Raw genomic sequence first — 5443 nt, forward strand, 5'->3', positions numbered from 1 at the left:
ACCGCGCAGGATCGCGGCGCGCGTCGCGAACACAAAGAACACAACGGTGACGGAGGTCACATCACGCCGGAGAGTGGCTGAAGACCCCGGTCGGGGTCCCCGGACCAGGAGGATCGATGAGTACGACGAGCACCAGCGCGGCAAGGAGCCACGGCTCCCGCGCCACCCACTACCTCTACCTAGCAGTGATCGTGGCGGTCCTGCTCGGCATCGCGACGGGCCTGGCGTTCCCCGGCTTCGCCGTCGAGCTCAAGCCACTCGGCGAGGGCTTCGTCAACCTGATCAAGATGATGATCCAGCCGATCATCTTCTGCACGATCGTCCTCGGCGTCGGCTCGGTGGCCAGTGCCGCGAAGGTCGGCAAGGTCGGCGGCATGGCGCTGGTCTACTTCCTCGTGATGTCGACCGCCGCGCTGACGATCGGCATGGTCGTCGGCAACCTGCTGCACCCCGGTGACGGCCTGCACCTGACGGCCGACGCTGCGGCGATCGCGCAGGAGAAGGCTGCCGAGGGGCACGCCGACACGACCGCGTTCCTGCTGGGCATCATCCCGACCTCGCTGTTCAGCGCCCTCACCAGCGGCAGCGTCCTGCAGACCCTGCTCGTCGCGCTCCTGGTCGGCTTCGCACTCCAGCGGATGGGTGCGGCCGGCGCGCCGGTCCTGACCGTCGTCGGTCACGTGCAGCGCCTGGTGTTCCGACTGCTCGGGATGATCATGTGGGCCGCCCCCGTCGGTGCCTTCGGTGCCATGGCGGCCGTCACGGGCCAGGGTGGTGTCGACGCGCTCAAGAGCCTCGGCGTGCTGATGATCGGGTTCTACGTCACCTGCCTGCTCTTCGTGTTCGTGGTCCTGGGCACGCTGCTCAAGGTCGCCGCCGGCGTCAACATCTTCTCGCTGCTGCGCTACCTCGGCCGCGAGTTCCTGCTGATCCTGGCCACCTCCTCCTCGGAGTCGGCGCTCCCGCGGGTGATCGCCAAGCTCGAGCACGCCGGCGTCGACAAGACGACCGTCGGCGTCGTGGTCCCCACGGGCTACTCGTTCAACCTCGACGGCACCGCGATCTACCTGACCATGGCGTCCATCTTCATCGCCGAGGCGATCGGCAGCCCGCTCGCCATCGGTGAGCAGATCTCCCTCCTGCTGTTCATGATGATCGCCGCGAAGGGCGCCGCCGGCGTCACCGGATCCGGCATGGCCGTCCTGGCCGGTGGCCTGCAGTCGCACCGCCCGGAGATGGTCGACGGGGTCGGCCTCATCGTCGGCATCGACCGGTTCATGTCCGAGGCCCGGGCGCTCACGAACTTCGCGGGCAACGCGGTCGGCACCGTCCTGATCGGCCACTGGACCGGCAGCATCGACCGGGACCAGCTGGACCGCGTCCTCGCCGGCGACGACCCGTTCGACGAGACCACGATGGTCGACGACCACGCAGCAGAGCCCGAGACGGCGGAGCCGGTCAGGGAACCTCAGCCGGTCTGATCGAACAGGTCCAGGCTGTAGCGGGCGATGGTGGCTCTGGTGGCCGCCATCGCCCGCACCTGTTCCGTCGGCTCCGCGTCGAGCAGCTCGAACGGCAGGGCGGACAACCCGGTGAACAGCAACAACTGCAACGCATGCGCCCGGCGGACCGCCTGCTCGTCGATGTCCACGCCCTCCGCCGCCAGCCCGTCGACGTACGACGTCAGGCTGGCGGCGCCGCGTTCGGAGAGGTCGTCGGACGGCCTGAGGCCGATCTGCACGTCGCCGACGAGGAGCTGTCCTAGGTCGAACCCGACGGGCAGCGCGGTGAAGAACCCGAAGTCGATCATCGTGAAGTCGTCGTCGCCCGGCGTCACGAGCAGGTTGTTCGGGCAGGCGTCGCCGTGGCCCGCGAGCACGGGGAGGGCCATCAGCTCGGCCGCCACGGCATCGACGCAGGCGGCCGCCCGGTCCAGGCGTGGGCGCAGGTCGGCGAAGGCTTCCACGAGGAGCGGGTGGTGCCAGAGGTCGTCGCTCCCGAGCATCGGGAGGACCTGGAACTTGAGCCGGCCCTCGACGTACTTCGAGACGTCCCACTCGTGCCCGCCCACGTTGGCGCGGTCGCGGACGGCGGGGCTACCGGCGAAGCGGCCGAGCAGGTGCGCGGCGCGGCGGTAACGGTCGAGGTCCCACTCCGCGTCGACCGTCGGCACCACGTCCAGCCACACGGCGTAGGACAGGTCGTCGATGTCGTGGACGCCGAAGGGCCGTGGCATGGCGAGGCCCGTCGGCAGGTGGTCGACGAGGTCGGAACGGTAGACGGCACCCTCGGTCCGCCACGGCACCTGCTGGGCTGCCCAGGGCTGGACCTCGACCGGCACGTCGGCGAAGAACGGGGACCGGGACCACTCGTGGACCTGCTTCACGAACAGCGTGAAGGGGGTGCGCTCGCCGGAGACGTCGGCCGTGCCGCGCACCCACCAGCGACCGCCGGTCGTGATCGCGGGGATGTCGTAGGACACCAGCTCAGCGGTCGAATCGACCAGTGCAACGGAGGAAACGGGGGTGCCCAGCAGGCCGGCCACCATGGTGGCGAGCGCCTCGTCGGAGACGTCGGCGGAGCCGAGCGCGGCGCGGTCGTGCATGAGGACCTCCGGAGGGGAGCGACGCAGATCACCGCATGTTAGGCCGGTCGGGATGCCCGGGTCCGTGCCTTCTGACAGATAGCGTGACTCCCATGAATGACGATCCGGGGCCCCAGTCCCGGCCGTCGTACCTCCGGACGACCTACGCCCGGTTTCCCGCCCCGCTGCGGAGCTTCTTCCACGTCGTCTGGCGGCTGATCGTCACGACCGTGGCCTCGTGCCTGAAGTACCGCGTCACCGGGCTGGCCGCCGAGGGTGCCTTCTTCGCAGTCCTCTCCGTGCCGCCGCTGATCTTCGCCATGGCCGGCGGCGTCGGCTACGTGACCGAGCACTTCACTCCCGGCCAGGTCGAGGAGGTACGACGCGCGGTCACCGACCTCTTCTCGCGCTTCCTCACCGACACCGCCGTCAGCAAGGTGATCACGCCGACGATGGACGACGTCCTCGAGGGCGGGCGCTTCGACGTCATCTCGCTCGGTTTCGTGCTCGCGCTGTGGTCCGGATCCCGTGCGCTCAACGTCTTCGTCGACACCATCACGATCATGCACGGCCTCGGCGGCCACCGGGGGATCGTGAAGACGCGGGCGCTGTCGTTCGTCCTCTACATCCTGGCCGTGGTCACCGGGGCGATCACCCTCCCGCTGGTCGTGGCCGGTCCACGGCTGGTGCGCGAGTGGCTGCCGAACCGCGCCGACTTCCTGATCGAGTTCTACTGGCCCCTCGTCGTCGTGGTCTGCATCTGCTTCCTCGCGACGCTCTACCACGTGTCGGTGCCGGTGCGGACGAACTGGAGCTTCAACCTCCCGGGCGCGACCTTCTCCCTGATCGCATGGATCGGTGGGTCGTACCTGCTGCGCTGGGTGCTCACCGTGACCGCGCAGGACTCGCACTCCATCTATGGTCCCCTCGCGGCGCCGATCGCCATCCTGATCTGGCTCTACATCGCCGCACTGGCGGTGCTGATCGGTGCTGGAGTGAATGCCGCCTTCGACGAGGTGTTCCCGCAGGAGACGACCCAGCGGGCGCGCCGGGAGCTGATGACGCGACTCCTGCGCCGTACGCCCGAGCCGGTGGACTAGGTTCGGGGCCGTGGGCGTAGAAGCACCGGTGTCGGCGCACGTGGGGCGCATTGCCCTGCCCGAACGCACCCGCTCGCCGTGGTGGGAGCTCGGACGCCGTCTCCTGCTGGCCTTCGGGATCATGGCCGGCACCGTCCTGCTCGTCTACTTCGACCGCGAGGGCTACCGCGACGCGGGCGACGCCACGGCGGCCGACCCGTACGGCACGATCTCCCTGGTCGACGCGATCTACTACACGACCGTCACGCTCAGCACGACCGGGTACGGCGACATCGCCCCGGTCAGCGACCCGGCGCGCCTGGTCAACGCGTTCATCATCACCCCGGCCCGTATCGCGTTCCTCGTGCTCTTGATCGGCACCACCCTCGAGGTGTTGGCGCAGCGCGGCCGCGAGATGTTCCGCATCGCTCGATGGAGGAAGAACATGGGACACCACGTCGTGGTGATCGGATACGGCACCAAGGGACGCAGCGCCGTCGAGACGCTGGTCAACAACGGGCTGCAACGCGAGCACGTGGTCGTCGTCGACCCGAGCCCGGTCGCGATGGCCGACGCGCACGCCGACCAGCTCGCCGTCGTCACGGGCGACGCGACCCGTCGCGGAGTGCTGCACCGGGCCGGTGTTGCCGAGGCCGACCAGGTCATCATCACCACCGGCCGCGACGACTCCAACGTGCTCGCCGCGCTGACCGTGCGGCAGCTGAACCCGGACGCCTGGATCGTCGCGTCGGTCAGCGAGCAGGAGAACGCTCCGCTGATGCGCCAGTCCGGCGCCGACTCGGTGATCACGTCCTCTGACGCCGTCGGCCGCCTGCTCGGCCTGTCCACCTTGTCGCCGACCCTCGGGTCGGTGATGGAGGACCTCCTGACCTACGGCGAGGGCCTCGAGGTCGCCGAACGCGAGTTGCTGGTCAACGAGGTCGGCATGCCGCCCCAGTCGCTGCCGGACCAGGTCATCGCGGTCGTCCGCGACGAGAAGGTGTACCGCTACTTCGACCCGGTCGTGACCCTGCTGGCGCGGGGCGACCGGCTGGTCGTCGTACGTCCGGCCAAGGAGCTGCCGTGGGCGCCCCGCCCCGGCACCCACAACGAGGACTTCGCCAACGACGAGGACTGAGCCGGAATCCTGGGACCGTTGTCGGGACCAGTGGTTCATCGGGACTAGTCCGTGGGCTGCCGATCGTGCAGACCTGCTCCGACCCGTGAGAATTGCCTTGTCGGAGCGCGACTTTGGGTGCGCGAAACGGCAGGCTGAGGGTCGTGGGGAAGAACTACGGACCTTGGGTCAGGCACGACTGGTGCCCCAGCTGCTACCGGCGCACCGAGCAGACGCGCTGGCATCGCCGGCTCTTCGGCGAGCCGGCCGAGCGCGGTGAGCACCGGATCAAGTGCAACGAGTGCGCCAGCGACGTGGACGTCGCCGCGAGCTGACCCGGCGAAGTCGCCCCGACTGCTTTCCGGGCATGCGGGTACCTGCGGTGGCAACAGTCAATCCGAGGAGGAACGACATGCACCGCAAGAGTTCCACGCAAGACCTGCGTGATCTCCTGGACACCGTGGCGCCGAAGGTCGAGTCGGCACTGCACACGGTGGCCGAGAAGGCACCGCCCGCCATCGAACACGGCCGGGCCGCTGCTGTGGAGCACGGTTCTCACCTGGCGGAGGCCCTCGCCGACCGGCTCCCGGACTCGGTCGTCGACAGGCTGCCCGAACGCGTCGTTGACCACCTTCCGATCAGTCGACCCCGCCGCGGACGAAA

The 5443-nt window shown here is 69.2% G+C and carries 6 protein-coding genes; 5 read left to right on the forward strand and 1 reads right to left on the reverse strand.

What is annotated here, in order from left to right; translation table 11 throughout:
* Positions 1–116: 116 nt before the first annotated feature.
* On the forward strand, positions 117–1481 hold the full coding sequence (locus ACOADB_RS11625; protein WP_378598371.1) for a cation:dicarboxylate symporter family transporter: 1365 nt from the start codon (positions 117–119) through the stop codon (positions 1479–1481).
* Here ACOADB_RS11625 and ACOADB_RS11630 read toward each other — a convergent pair.
* Positions 1469–2605 (reverse strand): phosphotransferase, encoded by a 1137-nt coding sequence (locus ACOADB_RS11630; protein WP_378598373.1) that lies wholly within the window; start codon positions 2603–2605, stop codon positions 1469–1471. The genes ACOADB_RS11625 and ACOADB_RS11630 overlap by 13 nt on opposite strands.
* 92 nt (positions 2606–2697) lie before the next feature.
* Here ACOADB_RS11630 and ACOADB_RS11635 point away from each other — a divergent pair, with 92 nt between their 5' ends.
* The 4 genes from ACOADB_RS11635 to ACOADB_RS11650 all read left to right on the forward strand — a co-directional run.
* A complete protein-coding gene (locus ACOADB_RS11635) occupies positions 2698–3684 on the forward strand; it encodes a YihY/virulence factor BrkB family protein (protein WP_378598375.1) in 987 nt (328 codons plus the stop codon).
* A 10-nt stretch (positions 3685–3694) separates the two neighbouring features.
* Positions 3695–4801: a potassium channel family protein gene (locus ACOADB_RS11640; protein WP_378598377.1), complete on the forward strand. Its 1107-nt coding sequence runs from the start codon at positions 3695–3697 to the stop codon at positions 4799–4801.
* 143 nt (positions 4802–4944) lie between these two features.
* Complete coding sequence (locus ACOADB_RS11645; protein ID WP_378598379.1) at positions 4945–5115, forward strand: hypothetical protein; 171 nt, start codon at positions 4945–4947, stop codon at positions 5113–5115.
* Between the two features lie 77 nt (positions 5116–5192).
* Positions 5193–5443, forward strand: a 251-nt coding sequence (locus tag ACOADB_RS11650; RefSeq protein WP_378598381.1) for a hypothetical protein, incomplete at its 3' end; no start/stop codon positions are given.

Origin of the sequence: Nocardioides sp. CPCC 206348 (genome assembly GCF_048654705.1) — a bacterium.
Lineage (GTDB): Bacteria > Actinomycetota > Actinomycetes > Propionibacteriales > Nocardioidaceae > Nocardioides.